Raw genomic sequence first — 19,513 nt, 5'->3', positions numbered from 1 at the left:
CGCGACTTCCGCAGGAGACTCGATACATGAGCACTGAATTCCACCTGAAGGCCACAGCGGCGGCGGACGGCCCGTACGCGCTGGACATCGACCCGAAGCGCGCGGGCTGGGGCTACTCCTCGCTGCGCGTCCTCGACCTGCCGCCCGGTGGCCGTCACTCCTTCGCCACCGGCGACAGCGAGTGGATCGTGCTGCCGCTGTCCGGCGGCTGCACGGTGCTGACGGACGGCGGTGAGGCGTTCGAACTGACCGGGCGGGAGAGCGTGTTCAGCGGGGTCACCGACTTCGCGTACGTACCGCGCGACGCCGAGGTGCAGATCGCGAGTGGCGCCGGCGGCCGCTTCGCGCTCACCGGCGCCCGCTGCGACCGCCGTCTCCCGGCCCGTTACGGGGCCGCGTCCGACGTCCCCGTGGAGCTGCGCGGCACCGGCAACTGCTCCCGCCAGGTCAACAACTTCGGCGCCGCGGGCAGCTTCGAGTGCGACAGGCTCATCGCCGTGGAGGTGCTCACCCCCGGCGGCAACTGGTCCTCCTATCCGCCGCACAAGCACGACGAGTGCCGCCCCGGCGAGGAGTCCGAGCTGGAGGAGATCTACTACTTCGAGATCGAGTCCGCCCACGGCACGGAAGGCGTCGGCTACCAGCGCGTCAGCCCCTCCGGTCACGGCCGCGGCACCGATGTGCTGGCCGAGGTCCGCAGTGGCGACGCCGTCCTCATCCCCGACGGCTGGCACGGTCCGTCCATCGCCGCCCCCGGGCACGCCATGTACTACCTCAACGTCATGGCAGGGCCCGGCGAAGAGCGCGAGTGGCTGATCTGCGATCACCCCGACCACGGCTGGATCCGCGGCACCTGGCCCGATCAGCCCGTCGACCCCCGCCTCCCCCTCTACGAAGCGCCCGCAGGAGACGCCCGATGAACGCCCCGACGACACGCCGCCTGACGGTCGCGCAGGCCCTGGTCGAGTTCCTCGCCCACCAGTACACCGAGCGGGACGGCCGCCGGCACCGCCTGATCAATGCCTGCTGGGGCATCTTCGGCCACGGCAATGTCGCCGGTATCGGCCAGGCCCTCCTGGAGTCCGGCGAGGCGCTCCCCTATCTCCAGGGCCGCAACGAGCAGGCCATGGTGCATGCCGCCGTCGGCTACGCCCGGCAGCGCGACCGGCTCGGCGCACAGGCCGTCACCACCTCCATCGGCCCCGGTGCCACCAACCTCGTCACCGGTGCGGCACTCGCCACCGTCAACCGCCTTCCGGTCCTGCTGCTGCCCGGTGACGTCTTCGCGACCCGGCCCGCCGACCCGGTTCTCCAGCAGCTCGAAGTGCCCTTCGCCGGCGATGTCTCCGTCAATGACGTGCTGCGCCCGGTCTCGCGCTATTTCGACCGGGTCACCCGGCCCGAGGCGCTGATCCCCGCGGCCCTGCAGGCCATGCGGGTGCTCGCCGACCCCGTCGACACCGGCGCGGTCACCCTCGCGCTGCCGCAGGACGTCCAGGCCGAGGCGTACGACTGGCCGGAGGAGTTCTTCGCCGACCGGGTCTGGCGCATCCCCCGGCCCGCCCCCGACGCCGATGCCCTCGCCGATGCGGTACGGGCCCTGCGTGCCGCCCGCCGGCCCCTGGTGATCGCGGGCGGCGGTGTCCATCACAGCGAGGCCGAGGACGCGTTGTGCGCGTTCGCCGACGCCACCGGTGTCCCCGTCGCGTCCACCCAGGCCGGCAAGGGCTCGCTGCGCCACGACCACCCCGCCGACGTCGGCGGGATCGGCCACACCGGCACCGCCACCGCCGACGCCCTCGCCCGCGAGGCCGACCTGGTCATCGGCGTCGGCACCCGCTACACCGACTTCACCACCGCCTCCTCGACCCTCTTCGCCGCGCCCGGCGTCCGCTTCCTCAACCTCAACATCGCGTCCTTCGACGCCCACAAGCTCGGCGCGCTCTCCCTGGTCGCCGACGCCCGTACCGGACTCGAAGCGCTCACCAAGGAGCTGTCCGGCCGGCGCGTCGACGCGGAGTACGAGGCCGCCTACCGGGCGGCGAAGGCCGGCTGGGAGCGCCGGGTGGACGCCGCGTTCGGCGCCGAGGACCCGTCCGTACGGCCCTCCCAGACCCAGGTCCTCGGTGCCCTGGACGCCGTCGTGGACGACACCGACGTGATCATCAATGCGGCCGGTTCCCTCCCCGGTGACCTGCACAAACTCTGGCGTGCCCGGTCCCGCAGGCAGTACCACCTCGAATACGGGTACTCCTGCATGGGCTATGAGATCCCCGCCGCGATCGGTGTCCGGCTCGCCGCCCCCGACCGGCCGGTGTGGGCGCTGGTCGGCGACGGTACGTATCTGATGAACCCCACCGAACTGGTCACCGCGGTCCAGGAGGGCATCAACATCAACATCGTCCTCGTCCAGAACCACGGTTATGCCTCCATCGGCGGGCTGTCCCAGGCGACCGGCGGTGAGCGCTTCGGCACCGACTACCGCTTCCGCGCCGGGGACGGCACCTACACCGGTGCGCCGCTGCCGGTCGATCTCGCGGCCAACGCCGCCTCGCTCGGTCTGCAGGTGCTGCGTGCGGCCACCGTCGGTGAGCTGCGCGCCGCCCTCGCCGAGGCGCGTGGCGCGAACCGGCCCACATGTGTCTATGTCGAGACCGAAACGGCTGACACTGTGCCGGGCGCGCCGGAGGCCCAGGCCTGGTGGGATGTTCCTGTTGCCGAGACCGCGACACGTCCGGCGGCGGTGGCTGCCCGCGAGGCGTACGACCGGCACACCGCCGGGCGCCGCCGCCACCTCTGACTCCCGCTCGAAGTCGTCACCCAGAAAGGCCCTCCCGCATGAAGACCATCAGCCACTGGATCGGCGGTAAGCCCGTCGAGGGCGTCTCCGGCAACTTCGGCCCGGTCTACAACCCGGCCACCGGCGCCCAGGAGAAGCAGGTCGCCTTCGCCTCGGTCGACGAGGTCGACGCGGCCGTCGGCGCGGCCAAGGAAGCCTTCGCCACCTGGGGCACCAGCTCCCTGTCCAAGCGCACCTCGGTGCTGTTCAAGTACCGCGAGCTGCTCGATGCGCACCGCGAGGAGATCGCGCGGCTGATCACCGCCGAGCACGGCAAGGTGCACTCCGACGCGCTCGGTGAGGTGGCCCGCGGCCTGGAGATCGTCGAGCTGGCCTGCGGCATCCCCGAGAAGCTCAAGGGCGAGCTGTCCACCCAGGTCTCCACCCGCGTCGATGTGGCGTCGATCCGACAGTCCCTCGGTGTGGTCGCCGGCATCACGCCGTTCAACTTCCCGGCGATGGTGCCGATGTGGATGTTCCCGCTGGCCATCGCCTGCGGCAACACCTTCGTCCTCAAGCCCAGCGAGAAAGTGCCCAGCGCCGCGTTCAAGCTCGCCGAGCTGGCCGCCGAGGCGGGTCTGCCCGACGGTGTGCTGAATGTCGTCAACGGCGACAAGGTGGCCGTCGACGCCATCCTGGAGCACCCGGACATCGCCGCGGTCTCCTTCGTCGGCTCCACCCCCATCGCCCGCTACATCCACACCACCGGCACCGCCAACGGCAAGCGGGTCCAGGCGCTGGGCGGCGCCAAGAACCACATGCTGGTCCTCCCGGACGCCGACCTCGACCTGGCCGCGGACTCCGCGATCAACGCCGCGTACGGTTCGGCCGGCGAGCGCTGCATGGCGATCTCCGTCGTCGTGGCCGTCGGTGAGACCGCCGACCCGCTGATCGGCAAGATCAAGGAGCGCGCCGACCAGCTGTCCATCGGCCCCGGTGACGACCCGGCCTCCGAGATGGGCCCGCTGATCACCAAGGTCCACCGCGACAAGGTCGCCTCGTACGTCTCCGGCGCCGCGGCCCAGGGTGCCGATGTCGTCATCGACGGCACCGGCTACACCGTCGAGGGCTACGAGGACGGCCACTGGATGGGTGTCTCCCTCCTGGACAACGTCACGCCCGAGATGGACGCCTACCGCGACGAGATCTTCGGCCCGGTGCTGTCCGTGGTCCGCGTCGAGACCTACGACGAGGCCATCGCGCTGATGAACAACTCGCCGTGGGGCAACGGCACCGCGATCTTCACCCGCGACGGTGGCGCGGCCCGCCGCTTCCAGCTGGAGGTCGAGGCCGGCATGGTCGGGGTGAACGTGCCGATCCCGGTGCCGGTCGGCTACCACTCCTTCGGCGGTTGGAAGGACTCGCTCTTCGGTGACCACCACATCTACGGCAATGACGGTGTGCACTTCTACACCCGCGGCAAGGTCGTCACCACCCGCTGGCCCGACCCGTCCGACGGCGGTATCAACCTGGGCTTCCCCAGCAACCACTGACGGACGCACGGTCCGACGGAAGCCGTCCGTGACGGAAGCCGTCACCGACGGGCGCGGTACCTGACGGACGCCCCGGCCCCGTCGCCCTGACCCGACCCCCTGCCGGACACCCGCCGGCAGGGGGTCGGGCCGGTCCGGGGGCGGGTGTGCCGGGGCGCGGGAGACCCCCGGTCCAGGGGGCGACCGCGGCCCGGTGCGTTGCTACGGTGCTCCTCGCGGAGCACCGACACAACCGGGGGACGAAATGCCGCAAACCCTGGCGCTCGCCAAGGGCGCCCGTATCACCGGCGGGATATTCTGCCTGCTGTTCTTCCTGTTCACGGCCTACTGGTTGGCCGTGGACCTCAGCGAGTTCGGCATCGACGGGGTCTGGGAATCCTGGACCCGCCAGCGGTCCGGCGGCATCAACCAGGTCACCGCCCCCTTCCATATCGGTCTCGCCGCCGTCCAGTTGGCCGCGGTGGTCGCGGCCTTCGCCGGCCGGCGGGCGGCGGGCGGACTGCTGGCGGTCGCCACCACCCTCACCTTCGCCACCGCCCTGCAGGCCGGCATCGCCACCGGTACCCACACCAGCGACAACCGCTGGTTCCTGCACGCCGACCAGGACACCACGATCTTCGAAGGCGTCTTCATCAGCACCATGTTGCTGGTGCTGGTGTCGCTCATCGCCGGCGTCGTGCTGCTCGCCGGGATGCGCTCCTGGCCGCGCAGCACCCCCAGTGACCCGCCGAAGCGCCCGGTCCGTACGGCCGGTGTGGCGGCCGGGCTGCTGCTCGGCGCGATGGTGCTGTGCAACCTGGCCTGGCAGCTCTACATGCTGGTGCAGGGCGGCACCGGCTCCGCCACCATGTTCTACCTCGGCAAGGGCGTCCTCAGCTCGCTGCTGAGCATGGCCCCCGGCTGGTCCGCGCTGGTCCTCCTCGTGCTGACCGGGGTAGCCGCGGTGAGCAGTCTGACGCGCGGCGCCGGGGCCCGGGGCCTGGCCTTCGGGCTGGCGATCGCGGCGCTGCCCGGCGCCGTGGTGACGGTGATCGGGCTGGCCGGCAACGGCACCCTCTTCACGCTGGGCGGCTCCATGCCGGGCCTGACCGTCATCGGCGACATCGGGCTGCTGCTCGACCTGTTGGGCTCGCCGGCCCTGCTCGTCCTGATGGGCCGCGGTGAGCCGGTCGTCCCCGCCTGGTATCCGCCGTCCCAGGCGCCGCAGTTCGCCGCGCCCGGCTTCGTGCCGCAGGCCCCGCCGCCTGGCCCGCAGGCGCCGCCGTCCTGGCAGCCGCAGCCGCCCGTCGGCCCGGCGCCCCCGGCCGGCGGCCCGCCGATGCCGCCCGGAACCCCGCCGATGCCGCCCGGTACCCCGCCGCCCCCGCAGGGCGGGTTCGGACCCCCGCAGGGCGGATTCGGGCCCCCGCAGTACTGACGGGCGGGCCGCGCCCCGGTTCCGCGGGGCGGCCGGCCTGCCGTTTCCGTACCGCATCCGCGGTACGGAAACGGCGAACCCTACTCCCCGGGGAGGCCGCGGGGTTCCGCCCGGGGTACCGGCCGCCCGCTCCGGTCCGTACCTAGGATTCACGGTATGGATCTCCGAGGTCTCAGACTGCGCGGCCGGCGCCTGTACGCCGCCGCAGGTGCGCTGGCCGTCCTCATCGGAGGCGGCACCTGGGCGGCCGCCTCCTCGGACGCCGCGCCCGCCGTACACCGTGCGGACCGGGTGCTGACCATGCCCGACCGGCCCGGCAGCAAGGCGAAGGTGCGGATCGACACCTCCTTCTTCACGGCGGGGCACTCCGGCGGGCGGCGGCCCGCGGTGCTGCTCGCCCACGGCTTCGGCGCCACCAAGGCCACCCTCCGCCCCCAGGCCGAGCAGCTGGCCCGGGACGGATACGCCGTACTGACCTGGTCGGCGCGGGGCTTCGGCAGGTCCACCGGGAAGATCGGCCTCAACGACCCGCACGGCGAGGTCGCCGACGTCCGCCGGCTGATCGACTGGCTGGCCGAGCGCCCCGAAGTCCGGCTCGACAAGGCCGGCGATCCCCGGGTGGGCGTCGCCGGCGGCTCCTACGGCGGCGCGATCTCGCTGCTGGCGGCCGGCTACGACCGGCGCGTCGACGCCATCGCCCCCCAGATCACCTACTGGAATCTCGCCGACGCCCTCTTCCCCCACGGCGTGTTCAAGAAGCTGTGGGCGGGGATCTTCTTCACCACCGGGCCGGGGGGCCCGTCCACCGGCCCGGCGGGCACCGCGCCCAGGGTTCCCGGCGGCTGCGTGCGGTTCGAGCCGGAGCTGTGCCGGACGTACGAGCGGGTCGCCGTCAACGGCAGACCGGACGACGCGGCCCGTCGGCTCCTGGCGGCCCGCAGCCCGTCCGCCGTCGGCGACCGCATCAAGGTGCCGACCCTGATCATGCAGGGCCAGACCGATTCGCTGTTCACGCTCGACCAGGCCGACGCCATGCAGCGGACGATCCGTAAGAACGGCGCGCCGGTCGATGTCGACTGGATCGCCGGCGGACACGACGGCGGCGACCGGGAGACCGCCCGCCTGGAGGCCCGTACGACGGACTGGTTCGACCGCTATCTGAAGGGCGACAAGCACGCCGGCACCGGGCCCGCGTTCCGGATCAGCCGCACCGGGGGAGTGGACTCCACCGACGGCGCGGTGCGCCTGGGCGGCGCGAGCGCGGACCGCTACACCGGCCTGGACAACGATCCGCGGCGGATCCGGCTCGCGGGCCGCACCCAGACCCTCAGCAACCCGGCGGGCGCCGGACCGCCCGCTCTGTCCGCCATGCCCGGTGTCGGGGCGCTCGGCAAGCTCTCCTCGCTCGGCGCCGGCGGGCTGTCCCTGGACTTCCCCGGCCAGTACGCCGCCTTCGCCTCGGCGCCGCTGCGCACCCCCGTCCACCTCACCGGCAGCCCCACCGCCACCGTCCACCTGCGGTCCAGCTCCCGGGACGCGGTGTTCTTCGCCAAGGTCTACGACGTCGCCCCGGACGGCCGCCGCCAGGTGCTGCCCTCCCAGCTCGTCACGCCCTACCGGGTCAAGGACGCCCACGACGGCAGGACCGTGCGGCTCCGGCTGCCCGCCGTCGACCATGACCTCGCGGCCGGCCACCGGCTGCGGCTGGTGCTCTCCGCCACCGACCTCGGCTATGCCTCACCGGCCGAACCCGCCACCTACACCGTCTCGCTGCAGGGCGGCGCGCTCAGCGTGCCCACCGCGCCCCAGGTACGCAGCGCGGCGGTCCCGCTGCCCGCCTGGACCTGGCAGCTGCCCGCCGCGGCCGCGGTGCTCGCCGCGCTGCTGCTGCTCACCGGCCGCCGCAAGGCCGCGGCGCCCGCCCCCGACCCGGCGCTCACCGAGGTCCCGCTGCAGATCAGCGGGCTGACCAAGCGCTACGCCAGGTCCGCCGACAGGTATGCCGTACGGGACCTCGCCTTCCGTGTCGAGAAGGGGCAGGTGCTCGGCCTGCTGGGGCCCAACGGCGCCGGCAAGACCACCACCCTGCGCATGCTGATGGGGCTGATCACGCCCGACGAGGGGGAGATCAGGATCTTCGGGCAGGCCGTCCGGCCGGGTGCTCCGGTGCTGTCGCGGGTCGGTGCGTTCATCGAGGGCGCCGGCTTCCTGCCGCATCTGTCCGGCCGCGCCAACCTGGAGCTGTACTGGCAGGCAACCGGCCGGCCCGCCGACGATGCGCAGCTCGACGAGGCACTGGAGATCGCCGGTCTCGGCGACGCCCTGCAACGCGCCGTGCGCACCTACTCCCAGGGCATGCGGCAGCGTCTCGCGATCGCCCAGGCCATGCTCGGCCTGCCGGATCTGCTGATCCTCGACGAGCCGACCAACGGGCTCGACCCGCCGCAGATCCGTGCGATGCGCGAGGTGTTGATCCGCTACGCCGCCGCCGGGCGCACCGTCATCGTCTCCAGCCATCTGCTGTCCGAGGTCGAGCAGAGCTGTACGCATCTGGTCGTGATGGACCGCGGGCGGCTGGTGCAGGCCGGTCCGGTCGCCGCGATCGTCGGCGCCGGCGACACCCTGCTGGTCGGTGTCGCGGAACCGGTCGGCGACGCCGTGGTGGAGAAGGCGGACGCGCTGCCGGGTGTCGTCTCGGTGGTACGCGCCGAGGGCGGCCTCCTCGTACGGCTGGGCGATGCCACCCCCACCCAACTGCTCACCGAACTGCTCCGGCTGGGGGTCGCGGTGGACCGCATCGGCCCGCACCGACGCCTGGAGGACGCCTTCCTCACCCTGATCGGAGGTGACCGATGACCGCGAACGCCACGGCGCGGGCGCCGGGTTACCGCCCGCGCCGCACCCTTCCGCTGCGCGTCGAGGCCCGGCGCCAGCTGTGGCGGCGGCGCACCCTGGTGATCGCCGCCGTGCTGGCGCTGCTGCCGTTCGTGCTGGCGGCGGCGTTCGCGATCGGCGGCGACCCGAACGGGCGCGGAGGGGGCCGGATCACCCTGATGGACAGCGCCACCGCCTCCGGCGGCAACTTCGCGGCCACCGCCCTGTTCGTCTCAGCGGGCTTTGTGCTGGTGGTCCCGGTGGCCCTGTTCTGCGGTGACACGATCGCCTCCGAGGCGAGCTGGTCCTCGCTGCGCTATCTGCTCGCCGCGCCGGTCCCACGGGCCCGGCTGCTGCTGAGCAAGCTCACCGTCGGGCTGCTGTTCAGCGCCGCCGCGATGCTGCTGCTGCCGCTGGTCGCGCTGGGCGTGGGCACCGCGGCGTACGGCTGGGGCCCGCTGCAACTGCCCACCGGCGGTGCGCTGCCCGCGGAGGTGGCGCTGCCGCGGCTGGCGATCGCGGTCGGCTATGTCTTCGTCAGCCAGCTGGTCACCGCGGCGCTGGCGTTCTGGCTGTCGACGGTGACCGACGCACCGCTGGGCGCGGTCGGCGGCGCCGTCGGGCTGACCATCGTCGGCAATGTCCTCGACCAGGTCACCGCCCTCGGTGCCTGGCGCGATGTGCTGCCCGCCCACTGGCAGTACTCCTGGGTGGACGCGCTGCAGCCCAGGATGGAGTGGGCCGGGATGATCCAGGGCTCGGCGGTGTCGGTGGCGTATGCGCTGGTGCTGTGCGCGCTGGCGTTCCGGGGGTTCGCGCACAAGGACGTGGTGTCGTGACGGCCGCATGACGGGGGCCGCGGCGGTGGGTTGCAACCATTCGGGGCGGTCGGCTGTCTAGAGGGCACAGCGTTCAAAAGCCCGAAGTCTGAGGACATCGCATGCTCCGTACCGCTTCGCGTAAGACCGCCGCCGTTGCCGCAGCCGGTGCCGCCGCGCTCGGCCTGACCTTCACCCTCGCCGCCTCCGGCCCGGCCTCCGCGGCCGCGCACCCGCGGACCGCGCCGGCCGCCGGCACCGTCCGCTCCGACCCCAACGGCCGGCACACCGCCGCCGAGATCCACCGCTTCCTGACGTCCTTCTACGGTCAGCACGGCCCCGGCGCCTGGTCGCGCGAGCACCAGGTCTCGGACTACCTCAAGGACCGGGCCGCCCATACCGAGGGCTACGACCTGCTGCTGTGCGCCCAGAACACCCCGCGGAAGATCACCATCGGCAAGGTGACCACCGCCCAGTCCGCCGCGGTCGGCTGGGCGACGGTCACCACCTTCTGGGACGGCGGGGTCCGCAGCTCCTTCACCGCCTATGTGGGCCTGGAATCCCGCCCGATCGCCCTGCAGAACGTCGACTGCGGGCAGTGAGCAGCCCGGCGCCGCCGGGGCCGGCCGCCGCGGTCAGGCGGTCGGCCCCTGCATGTGTGCACTGACCCAGCGCATCGTGCCCTCGCCCATGCCCTGTACATACGTCGCCGCGCTGTGCGTGCCGCCCGGCACGATCTGCAGCCGGGTGTGCACCGGACCGTGCCCGTACCGGGCGATGAACTGCCGTACCTTCGGCAGCACCGTGTTCTCCTGGGAGCCGTCCTGGAAGGCGAGGTAGACCGGCGGTCCACCACGGGCCATCAGCCGGCGGGCCAGTACCTCCGGGTTGTTCTCCCGCTCCTCCTTGGCGTGGCCGTTCCACAGTGGCGAGTCGGGCACGATGTCCGGCCCGTTGGGGATCGCCACCTTGAAGGTGTCCGGGTGCTGGAGCACGTTCTTCAGGGCCGCGAAGCCGCCCGAGGAGGAGCCCATGACCGCCCAGGCGTCGCGGGTCTTGAGGGTGCGGAAGTTCTGCCGTACGAGATCGGGCACGTCCTGGCTGAGCCAGGTGCCGATCTTCGGCCGGCCCGGTATGTCGCTGCCGTCGTAGTACTGCTTGTCATCGGGGTTGAGCACCGGCATGACGACGATGAAGGGCAGGCTGCTGCCGTTCCTGGACCACTGGGCGAGGTTCTCCTCCAATTTGAGGTCGGAGCCGATCCAGTAGTTGCGGGGGAAGCCGTACGAGCCGGGCAGTGCCTCCATCACCGGGAAGCCCTTGTTCGCGTTCCGCTTCTCGTAGTACTCCGGCGGCGCCCACACCCACACCTTCCCCGTGAAGCCCGACTTCGGGCCGTGCAGGGTGGTCACGCCTATCGGGGTGTTCCGGCCGGCCCCGCCGACCCGGCTCTCCTCGTCGAAGCTGATCGGGCGCGTGGGCCACTGCACCAGCGACCGCTTGCCCGGAGGCATGGCATGCAGCGCCGCGCCTGCCTGGGGACCGCCGAACCGTATCGGAGAGGCCTGGGCGGTGGCGCCGGTGCCGCAGCCGGCCGTACAGACGAGAACGGTCAGGGTGATCAGCGCGATCACCGGATGGAACAGGGCTTTGCGCACGGGGCCTTCTCCTTGCCGGACATCCGGGAGCTGTCCCGGCTGACCAGCAAGAGGGGGCCGGTGCGGGCCCGGGTTTCCCTTCCGGGGTGTCGGCTTGCTCGCACCGCCGCCCGGAACCCGGCCATCCCCTTCGCGACCTGGGATGTTTTACGCAGACCGGAAGGGCGGTTTACCGGGATTTTCCCGGTGGGTGGGCGGCGGTACGCGCGGACACCCCTCACGCTCCAGGCAGTCCGGAACGCCCGCCTTCGGCCCGTATCCTCTCGCTATGACCTGGTCGCGTGCGCTCAAGGAAGCCGCTCGTTCGGGGCTGACCATCGAGCGGACCAAGCTCACCCCGCTGATCGCCATCCGCGGCACGGTCGGCGTCGGCCTCGTCATCGGCCTGTGCCTGTGGCGCGGCGACCCGGCCCTCGCGGTGTCCGCCGCCTTCGGCGCGTTCGCCGCCGGAACCGTCACCTTCCAGCGCAGCATGCGGCCGCGCCCGGTGCTCGCGCTCGCCGTGGCCGGCGCGCTGGCGGTCTCCACCTTCCTCGGCTATCTCGCCGCCGCCCGTCTCGTCGCCTTCGTCCTGCTGCTGGCCGGCTGGACCCTTCTGGCCGGGATGGCCTGGGCGATCGGCCCGGTCGCCGGGCTGGTCGGCACCCAGACCGTGGCGATCATGCTGGTCACCGTCACCCTGCCGACGTCCGTCCTCGGCGCACTGGAGCACGCCGCCCTGATCTCCTACGGCGGTCTCGTCCAGGCCACCCTCATCGTGGTCTTCCCGATCCGCCCCTGGGGCGTCCAGCGCGATGCGCTCGCCGATGCGCTGGCCGACGAGGCGGACTACGCCCGGCGGCTGCGGCACGACCCGGTCGCCCCGTTCGACCCGTCGCCCCTGATGGACGCCCGGCTCGCCTCCGCCGTGACCCCACGTCAGGCCAGGCGCCGCCCCGTACAACTGCACGGCCCCCGCGGCCTGGCCGAGCGCGTCCGGCCGGTCCTCGCCTCCCTCGCCGACCCGGTCGTGGGCGCCCCTCTGGAAGGGCCCGAACGCGACCGGGCCCGTGATCTGCTGGGCGCCGCGGCCACCGTCCTGGACGCCGTCGCCCACGCGGTACGGCACGCCAGACCGGTCCGGCTGCCCCCCGAGGCGATGGCCATTCTGGAGGTCCCCGCCACCGGCCCGATGCTCAACGGGGCCGCCCGGCGCTCCGGGTACCGGCTGATCTCGCTGCTCGCCGACGCCGTCGAGCTCACCGACGAGCCGGTCCGGGCCACCCGCCCCACCACCGAGGCCGAGCGCGGCCATCTGCTGCGCCCCAGCGTCCCCAGGCTGGTGCCGGGCGCGCTGCGCTCCCTGCACCGCGAGGCGCGCTGGTCCTCGCACATCCTGCGGCACGCGCTCCGGGTCTCCGCGGTCGCCGGCGCCGGCTATCTGCTGGGCACCGCGCTGCCGTTCGGCCACGGCTACTGGGCGCCGCTCGCGTCCGTCATGGTGATGCGCCCCGACTTCGCCCAGACCTACTCCCGCGTCATCGCCCGCTTCATCGGCACCCTCGTCGGCGTGACCGTGGCGGGCGCGCTGATGGCCCTGGCGCATCCGGGCATGTACGTCAGTGCCGGGCTCGCCGTGGTCTGCGTCTGGCTGATGTATCTGCTGATGCGCACCGGCGTCTCGGTGACCTCGGCGTGTGTGGCCGCCTATGTCGTCTTTCTGCTCGGCCTCGCCGGTGCGGGCTGGGAGCAGACCGTCCAGGAGCGCCTCGTGCTCACCCTCCTCGGCGGACTGCTCGCGATGCTGTCGTACGCGCTGTTCCCCGCCTGGGAGACCCCCAAGCTCCGCGACCGCCTCGCCGAATGGCTGGAGGCCAACGGGCGCTACGCCCTTGCGGTGTTCGACCTCTATGCGCAGCCCGCCGAACGCCGCCCCCGGCAGGTCCGCGACGCCCTGCTGGACTCCCGCGCCGCCCGCCTCGCCTGGGAGGAGAGCGAGGCCCGCGCCGAGAAGGAACCCGTACGCCACCGCGGTCTGTCCCTCGCCTCGGCGAACGCGGCCAGCGCCGCGCTCGCCACGATGGGCCGGGGCACGATGATCCTGGAGGTCCATCTCCCCGAACGGGACGCCGCGGCCTCACCCGGTGCCACCGCGTTCGCCTTCGAGCTGCGCGCCTCCCTGGAGGAGGCCACCGGCGCCGTACGGGAGCGGGGCGAAGTGAACTGGAGTGACCTGCGAGCCGTATGGGAGAGGTGGGACGCGGAGGACGAGAGCCGTGGTGTCGCCCTGCGCGTCGCGGAACTGCAGCTCGACGCCCTAGACGAGCTGGCGGAGGCGCTGTCCCGGGAGCCGGAGCCGGAGCCGGAGCAGGGGGCGGACCCGGGGACGGAGGGGAGCGGCAGCCGGTGAGGCCGGGGCGCGGAGAGGCGGCGGCGATGCGCCGGGGGACCGCTGCGAGGGAACCATTCCGGGCCCCCGGTAGTCTTATCAATTGCCCGCAATGAACGCCATTGCTCGCCCATGGGGTTGTCTGCGGCGCAATGCCCCAGGATCCCACTCCGTCGCGAGAGAGCACACGAACCCCCCATGGCGTCCAGCACTTCGTCCGGTACGTACGACATAGGCATCGACCTCGGCACGGCCAACACCCTGGTGTACGCCCGCGGCAAGGGCGTGGTGCTGAACGAACCGTCCGTCGTCGCGGTCAACGCCGCCGGCGAGGTGATCGCCGTGGGCGCGGACGCCAAGCGGACCATCGGCCGTACGCCGTCCGGGATCACCGCGATGCGCCCCCTGCGGGAGGGCGTCATCGCCGACTTCGACGCCGCCGAGCGGATGCTGCGCGCCCTGATGAAGAAGGCCCTGCCCAGCCGCCGGTTCTCCCGGCCGCGGGTGGTCATCTGCGTCCCCTCCGGTGTCACGGGCGTCGAACGGCGCGCGGTCATCGATTCCGCCCGGGGCGCCGGCGCCCGCGAAGTGCACCTCATCGAGGAGCCGATGGCCGCCGCGATCGGCGCCGGCCTGCCCGTGGACGAGCCGGTCGGCTGCATGGTGGTGGACATCGGCGGCGGCACGACCGAGGTCGCCGTCATCTCCATGGGCGGTCTGGTCACCGCCCAGTCCGTACGGGTCGCCGGCGACGCCCTGGATGCCGCCATCGCCGCCCACATCAAGAAGAAGCACTCCCTGGCCATCGGCGAGCGCACCGCCGAGGACATCAAGATCGCGATCGGCTCGGCGGTCCGGACCCCGGTCGAGGTCGACGAGGAGGGCGAGCCGGACCGCCGCACCACCTACACGGTTCGCGGCCGCGACCACGTCAGCGGCCTGCCCCGGATCCAGGAGATCAGCGAGGAGGAGATCCGCGACGCGCTGGCCGAACCCGTCGAGGCGATCGTCCGCGCCGTCCACCGCACCCTCGACGAATGCCCCCCGGAGCTGTCCGGCGACATCATCGAGCGCGGGATCGCCCTCACCGGCGGCGGTGCCCTGCTCCGCGGCCTGGACCGCCGGCTGCGCCAGGACATGGGCGTCCCCGTGGTGGTCGCCGACCAGCCCCTGGACTGCGTGGTCAACGGCACCGCCAAGTGCGTCGACGAATTCGCCTCCCTGCACGGCCTGCTGACGGGCGCGAAGGAACAACCGCGGCGGACCGTGCGGTTGTAGGGGGAGGCCCCGGGGCGCGGGGCTTTCGTCCGGCCGCGTTTGCCGTTGCGGCAAGAATCCTCGCGTGCGCCGTGACGGCACCGCCATGATCGTGGGAGCGGTCGCGGGGACCGCGGGCGGCGCCGACCGGTGACCCGCGCGCCCTGCGCCCCCCCGACAGGCCACCGCCACCACCGGCGCCGCCGAACTCCTCGAGGAGCATGCATGCCGCAGTCCGCCAAGGTCCCGCCCACGCCGCCCGCTTCCCCGGCCGCCCCGGCTCACCGGCCGACCGACGGACTGCCGCCCGGGGCGGTCCACCGCACGGTGGAGGTCCCCGGCGGCCGCATCCACCTGGTGGAGCAGGGCAGCGGCCCCCTCGTCCTCATGGTCCACGGCTTCCCCGAGTCGTGGTACTCCTGGCGCCACCAGCTCCCCGCGCTCGCCGCTGCGGGCTACCGGGCGGTCGCCATCGACGTACGGGGCTACGGGCGTTCCTCGCAACCCCGTGACGTGGCGGCCTACCGGATGCTGGCCCATGTCGCCGACAACGTCGCGGTGCTGCGCGCCCTCGGCGAGGAGAGCGCGATCATCGTGGGCCACGACTGGGGCTCACCCATCGCCGCCAACACGGCGCTGCTGCGGCCCGACCTCTTCACCGCCGTGGCGATGCTGAGCGTTCCGTACACGCCCCGCGGCGGGATGCGGCCCAGCGAGGCCTTCGCCCTGCTCGGCGGGCCCGGGGAGTTCTACGTCAGCTACTTCCAGGAGCCGGGCCGGGCGGAGGCGGAGATCGAACCCGACGTCCGCGGCTGGGTCGCGGGGTTCTACGCCGTGGCCTCGGGCGATGCCGAGCCGCCGTCCGACGAGGGCCACATCGGACAGTTCACGGTCCCCCCGGGCGGAAAGCTGTCCGACCGCTTCCCCGCCGGCCTGTCCCTGCCCTGGCTCACCGGTGCCGATCTCGACTTCTACGCGGGCGAGTTCGAGCGCACCGGCCTGACCGGCGGACTCAACCGCTACCGCAACGTCGACCGGGACTGGGAGGACCTCGCCGCCTGGGAGGGGGCCGCCCTCACACAGCCGTCGCTCTTCATCGGCGGGGAGCGCGACGCCCCCACCAACTGGATGGCCGACGCCATCAAGGCGTTCCCCCGCACCCTTCCCGGCCTGTCCGCCTCCCACATCCTCGAAGGCTGCGGCCACTGGGTCCAGCAGGAACGCCCCGAGGAGGTCAACCAACTCCTCCTCGACTGGCTGCACTCCCTGCCCGCGCCCTCCGCGCGGACGGCCCCCTAGGGCGTGTCCGGCCCTGACCCGTCGGACACCCCCTGAGCGCTGCCCTGCGCCCTGCCCATATAGGCCGCCAGACCGTCCAGGATCCGTTCCAGGCCGAACTCCCACGCCTGGTTGCGGGAGGTGTGGTCGGTGCCGGCACCGGCGACGGCCGCGGCGAGCGCGGGGAAGCGGTCGGCGCGGCCGGCGAGCAACTCGTTCAGCGCAGCGCTCATGACCTGTTCGGGCTCCGTGGCCCGCGCGCTGTCCAGCCCCATCGACGCCGACACCTCGGCGATGGTCCGGATATGGCCGTGCACCACGACCACGGCGTCGAGCTGCTCGCCGCCGGTCAGGCCGGTGTCCGAGAGCGCGGCGAGGGCGCGCTCGGTCCAGCCGAGTTCGTTGGGGCCCATGACGCGGGGGCCGACGGCCGCGCCCAGCAGCCAGGGGTGCCGGTGGTAGACCGCCGTCAGGGCCTCCGCCCAGGCGCGTAGCGCCACCCGCCACCGCCCGCCGTCGTCCTGGCCGGGGCCGCCGGGTGCGGGTGTGCCCGGGGGTTCCCCCATCGCCGTGTCGATCATCAGCGCGACCAGCTCACTCTTGCCGGGCACATAGCGGTACAAGGACATCTTGGTGAAGTCCAGTTCGGCCGCGACCCGTTGCATGGAGACCGCCCCGAGCCCGCCGGTGTCGGCGAGGGCCATGGCCGTACGCGTGATCCGCTCCAGGCTCAGGGCCGGCTTGGGGCCGCGGCTGGGCCGCTCGCGCCCGCCCCACAGCAACGCGACGCTGCCCGCCTGATCTCCGAACACGCTGTGCTTGTCGTCGTCTCCAGCCATCTCCGCATCCTAAAACTGTGTCCGGGGTACATAGAACAGTGTCCATCGGATACAGTTTCTCTTGTCAGTACGACGGACCGACGGGGGAGCATGCGATGACGTACGAAACGACGACGGGGCGCGAGGGTGCGGTCCGGCCCGGCCGGACGCCGGGGCGGCGAACGGCGCCACCACAGCGCTCAGTTCTGATCTCCGGCGCCAGCGTGGCCGGCCCGGCCCTGGCCCACTGGCTCGGCCGCTACGGCTTCCGGCCCACCGTGATCGAGGTGGCTCCCGCCCTGCGCGGCGGCGGCTTCGCGGTCGACTTCCGCGGGGCGACACAGCTGACGGTCCTGGAACGCATGGGTGTCCTGGACGACATCCGAAGCCACAGCACGGGCGGCGGCGCGCCACTGACCTTCATCGACGGCCAAGGCCGCCCCCTGGCCGCGCTGCCGCCCGAATTCACCGGCGGCGAGGTCGAGATACTCCGCTCGGAGCTCTCCCGCATCCTCTACCGGCACAGCCTGACCCCGCCCGGCACCCACCACACGCCCGGCGGCCCGCCCGAGGACCTCGTCCGGCCCGAGTACCTCTTCGGCGACTCCGTCTCCTCGCTCACCGAGACGGCCGACGGGGTCCACGTCACCTTCGAACGGGGCGCGCCGCGCACCTTCGACCTCGTGATCGGCGCCGACGGTCTGCACTCCACCGTGCGCCGGCTCGCCTTCGGCCCCGAGAAGGAGTTCGTCCGCCACCTCGGCTACTACGTCGCCGCCTGGGACCTGCCCGAGGACGCCGGAGACCTCGGTGCCCGTGCGGTCGGCTACGGCGAACCCGGCCGCCTGGCAACCGTCGGCCGCACCCCCCGCCGCACCGAAGAGCCGGGCTACGCGGGCGAAGCCTTCTGTGTCTTCGCCTCCGAGGAGGAGTTGATCCACGACCGGCGCGACCCTCGTGCGCAGCAGCGGGCGATAGCCCGGGCCTACGAAGGCGCCGGCTGGCGGACACCGGAGCTCATCGAAACGCTCGGGAAGGCCGATGACCTCTACTTCGACTCCATCAGCCGCGCCGATGTACCGCACTGGTCCACGGGCCGCATCGCCCTTCTCGGCGACGCCGCCCATGGCGCCACGGTCGGCGGCATGGGCACCGGCGCGGCGATCATCGGCGCCTATGTCCTCGCCGGAGAACTCGCCCTCGCCGAAGGCGACCACCGCACGGCCTTCGCCCGCTATGAACAGAAGCTGCGCCCCTATGTGACCGAGTGCCAGCAAGGCGGCCGTGGCGCCGGTGAGTTCCTGGCCCCGGCCACCCAGGAGGCGATCGACGCCCGCAACGCCGCCCTGAACACCCCGGCCGCCGTCGCCGCCATGCTGCAACAGGGCCACGACATCTCCGCGGCCTTCACGCCGGACGACTACCCCGCACTGGTCGCCGCCGCCGGCTTGGCGAGGTGGTGAACCGGCCGCTTTTCGAGCTGAGCCGAATGGGTGTTTTCGGCGTCAAGGCGATTGCCCGGTGTCACCTCTTCTGGGTTACTGGTGGGGCCTGGTCGGTGGGCCGTCCATCCCCCTCGGGCTTCCGCAGTCGGCCCACCCTCCAGCCCTCTTCGCTGTGTGGGGACTGAAGGACGGTCAGCAGCACGACGGCCCTTGTGCACCGCACGGGTGTGACCGGCCACTGTGCGCCGTCTGTGTCGTCCTCCTCCACGGCCGGCTGCTGCCAGAGCTCGGATCCCGGCTTGTGAGCCATGTCTGTCACGAGCGGGCCGAGCAACGAGCTCAGACAGCAGGAGGACCTCCATGTCCACACCCACCGTTCAGCCGGCGCTGCCGGCCTTCCCGTTGCCGTTCGGGCCCGTGCTGCTCGGCGTACTGCCGAACTCGGGGCCGATCACGGGCGGCAACACCGTGCAGCTCGTCGGGCTCGGTCTCGCCGGCGCCAGCAGTGTCCTTTTCGGAACGTCGTCGGCGACCGTCGTCGGGCAGGACCCGCTGGGGCTGACCGTCACGGTCCTGGCCCCGGCGCACGCCGCCGGCGCCGTACAGGTCACCGTCACCACCGGTAGCGGTACCAGCAACCCGGCGACATACGTGTACGTGGCGTCCGTCCCGCCGACGGCCGCGGCCATCACCCCCAACTCGGGGCCGACCGCGGGCGGCACCACGTTCGTCATCGTCGGTAGCGGCCTGCAGGGTGCCACCGTCACCATCGGGGGCAATGCCGCCACCGTCGTGGGCACGGACCCCACCGGCAGCGTCCTGTTCGGTGTCACCCCCGCGGGACCGCCCGCAGGAGGCAACGTCCCGGTCGTGGTGACGACCGCGGGCGGCAGCACGACCGTCCCGGGCGGCTACACCTACCACCCGGCGCCTCCGACGGTCACCGGAACGGTGTCGCCGTCCTCGGCGGCAGCGGGTGCCACGTTCAGCATCGTCGGGACCAACCTGTTCGGGGCGACCGTGCTCTTCGGGGCCGCGGCGGCCACCGGCGTGGTGGTCAACGGGGGCGGCACGTCCCTGACCGGGGTCGTCCCGCCGGGCACGGTCGGGTCGACCGTGCAGGTGACCGTCCAGACGGCGGGTGGCACCGCCAACGCCGGGTCGTTCACCTACCTGTGACGGCCCGGTGCACCGGATGACAGCCCGGGTCCCGGCCGAGGTCCGCGGGCCGTACCCGGCCCGCCCGGA

The 19,513-nt window shown here is 72.7% G+C and carries 14 protein-coding genes; 12 read left to right on the top strand and 2 right to left on the bottom strand.

Translation table 11 applies throughout. The annotated features are described in order from the left end of the window. The first annotated feature begins 26 nt into the window (after positions 1–26). The 7 genes from iolB to ACGFWI_RS14145 all read left to right on the top strand — a co-directional run bounded on the left by iolB (position 27) and on the right by ACGFWI_RS14145 (position 10,043). Positions 27–920 (top strand): 5-deoxy-glucuronate isomerase, encoded by an 894-nt coding sequence (iolB, locus tag ACGFWI_RS14175; RefSeq protein ID WP_393906233.1) that lies wholly within the window; start codon positions 27–29, stop codon positions 918–920. Next, positions 917–2,800, top strand: coding sequence for a 3D-(3,5/4)-trihydroxycyclohexane-1,2-dione acylhydrolase (decyclizing) (gene iolD / locus ACGFWI_RS14170; RefSeq protein ID WP_393906232.1), 1,884 nt, complete (start codon positions 917–919; stop codon positions 2,798–2,800). Before iolB ends, iolD begins: the two co-directional genes overlap by 4 nt. Before the next feature lie 38 nt (positions 2,801–2,838). Then, positions 2,839–4,332 (top strand): CoA-acylating methylmalonate-semialdehyde dehydrogenase, encoded by a 1,494-nt coding sequence (locus ACGFWI_RS14165; RefSeq protein ID WP_393906231.1) that lies wholly within the window; start codon positions 2,839–2,841, stop codon positions 4,330–4,332. 244 nt (positions 4,333–4,576) lie between these two features. Continuing rightward, on the top strand, positions 4,577–5,749 hold the full coding sequence (locus ACGFWI_RS14160; RefSeq protein ID WP_393906230.1) for a hypothetical protein: 1,173 nt from the start codon (positions 4,577–4,579) through the stop codon (positions 5,747–5,749). 156 nt (positions 5,750–5,905) lie between these two features. After that, on the top strand, positions 5,906–8,605 hold the full coding sequence (locus tag ACGFWI_RS14155; RefSeq protein ID WP_393906229.1) for an alpha/beta fold hydrolase: 2,700 nt from the start codon (positions 5,906–5,908) through the stop codon (positions 8,603–8,605). After that, positions 8,602–9,462 carry an ABC transporter permease gene (locus tag ACGFWI_RS14150; RefSeq protein WP_393906228.1) on the top strand — a complete coding sequence of 287 codons (861 nt, stop codon included), beginning with the start codon at positions 8,602–8,604 and terminating at the stop codon, positions 9,460–9,462. Before ACGFWI_RS14155 ends, ACGFWI_RS14150 begins: the two co-directional genes overlap by 4 nt. 101 nt (positions 9,463–9,563) lie before the next feature. Further along, positions 9,564–10,043, top strand: coding sequence for a hypothetical protein (locus ACGFWI_RS14145; RefSeq protein ID WP_393906227.1), 480 nt, complete (start codon positions 9,564–9,566; stop codon positions 10,041–10,043). Positions 10,044–10,076: 33 nt separating this feature from the next. Here ACGFWI_RS14145 and ACGFWI_RS14140 read toward each other — a convergent pair whose 3' ends face one another. After that, positions 10,077–11,099: an alpha/beta hydrolase gene (locus tag ACGFWI_RS14140; RefSeq protein ID WP_393906226.1), complete on the bottom strand. Its 1,023-nt coding sequence runs from the start codon at positions 11,097–11,099 to the stop codon at positions 10,077–10,079. 268 nt (positions 11,100–11,367) lie between these two features. Between ACGFWI_RS14140 and ACGFWI_RS14135 the strand changes: the two genes are divergently transcribed. The 3 genes from ACGFWI_RS14135 to ACGFWI_RS14125 all read left to right on the top strand — a co-directional run bounded on the left by ACGFWI_RS14135 (position 11,368) and on the right by ACGFWI_RS14125 (position 16,023). Beyond that, complete coding sequence (locus tag ACGFWI_RS14135) at positions 11,368–13,488, top strand: FUSC family protein (RefSeq protein WP_393906225.1); 2,121 nt, start codon at positions 11,368–11,370, stop codon at positions 13,486–13,488. A 177-nt stretch (positions 13,489–13,665) separates the two neighbouring features. Continuing rightward, the gene (locus ACGFWI_RS14130) at positions 13,666–14,745 is read left to right on the top strand and encodes a rod shape-determining protein (RefSeq protein WP_393906224.1); all 1,080 of its coding nucleotides are present in this window, start codon (positions 13,666–13,668) and stop codon (positions 14,743–14,745) included. Between the two features lie 204 nt (positions 14,746–14,949). Then, complete coding sequence (locus tag ACGFWI_RS14125; RefSeq protein WP_393906223.1) at positions 14,950–16,023, top strand: alpha/beta fold hydrolase; 1,074 nt, start codon at positions 14,950–14,952, stop codon at positions 16,021–16,023. Here the strand turns inward: ACGFWI_RS14125 and ACGFWI_RS14120 are convergent. Then, on the bottom strand, positions 16,020–16,841 hold the full coding sequence (locus tag ACGFWI_RS14120) for a TetR/AcrR family transcriptional regulator (protein WP_393906222.1): 822 nt from the start codon (positions 16,839–16,841) through the stop codon (positions 16,020–16,022). The genes ACGFWI_RS14125 and ACGFWI_RS14120 overlap by 4 nt on opposite strands. Positions 16,842–16,936: 95 nt before the next feature. On the opposite strand from ACGFWI_RS14120, the gene ACGFWI_RS14115 reads away from it, so the two are divergent. Together ACGFWI_RS14115 and ACGFWI_RS14110 are read left to right on the top strand one after the other, a co-directional pair. After that, entirely contained in the window at positions 16,937–18,283 is a 1,347-nt protein-coding gene (locus tag ACGFWI_RS14115) for an FAD-dependent monooxygenase (protein WP_393906221.1), read from the top strand. A gap of 342 nt (positions 18,284–18,625) precedes the next feature. Further along, entirely contained in the window at positions 18,626–19,444 is an 819-nt protein-coding gene (locus ACGFWI_RS14110; RefSeq protein WP_393906220.1) for an IPT/TIG domain-containing protein, read from the top strand. Positions 19,445–19,513 lie beyond the last annotated feature (69 nt).

The sequence above is a fragment of the Streptomyces sp. NPDC048434 genome (assembly GCF_043200375.1).
GTDB lineage: Bacteria > Actinomycetota > Actinomycetes > Streptomycetales > Streptomycetaceae > Streptomyces.
This window is presented reverse-complemented; position numbering and strand designations above follow the sequence as displayed.